Origin of the sequence: Vibrio sp. 10N.222.55.C6 (assembly GCF_041473395.1) — a bacterium.
In the GTDB taxonomy this organism is placed as follows: Bacteria; Pseudomonadota; Gammaproteobacteria; order Enterobacterales; family Vibrionaceae; genus Vibrio; species Vibrio crassostreae_C.
This window is the reverse complement of sequence record NZ_JBFRSD010001184.1, coordinates 1-434: the sequence shown is the minus strand read 5'-3', so window position 1 is coordinate 434 and position 434 is coordinate 1. Positions and strand designations below refer to the sequence as shown.

The window sequence follows — 434 nt, the reverse complement described above, 5'->3', positions numbered from 1 at the left end:
ATAAAGCTCATTCGAGTAAATTGCTGTGGTTGAGATTCTATTTTTAGTGCTGAATCTTGTCCAAAGAAATTAGTGAGTCGTTTATCAACAATCTCCATCCCTAATCCTACATGATCTTGAGATGGCTTCTGATAATTACCCGCGTTGTCTTCAACGGTTAACTTGAACCCACTCTCGAAAGCCTCGCTATAGATCTTCACTGTGCCACCTTCTAGCATGTTCGAAATGCCATGCTTGATGGCGTTTTCAACCAATGGTTGCAGGGTAAAGCTTGGTAGTTGTGACTCGTATAACTGTGGATCTATGTCCCATTCCACTTCTAACCGGTCGGTAAAACGTGCCTTTTCAATGGTGAGATACGCATTGACGTGTGCAAGCTCGTCTTTAAGTTTCACAGTGTTGATGTTCTGCTTAAGGTTGCTTCTAAAGAAGTG

Annotated in this window: 1 protein-coding gene; it reads right to left on the bottom strand. The window is 42.2% G+C overall.

Annotated elements, in window-relative coordinates; all coding sequences use genetic code 11:
- The coding region (locus tag AB4486_RS28110) for a sensor histidine kinase (protein ID WP_372120113.1) at positions 1–434 on the bottom strand (434 nt) is incomplete at both ends.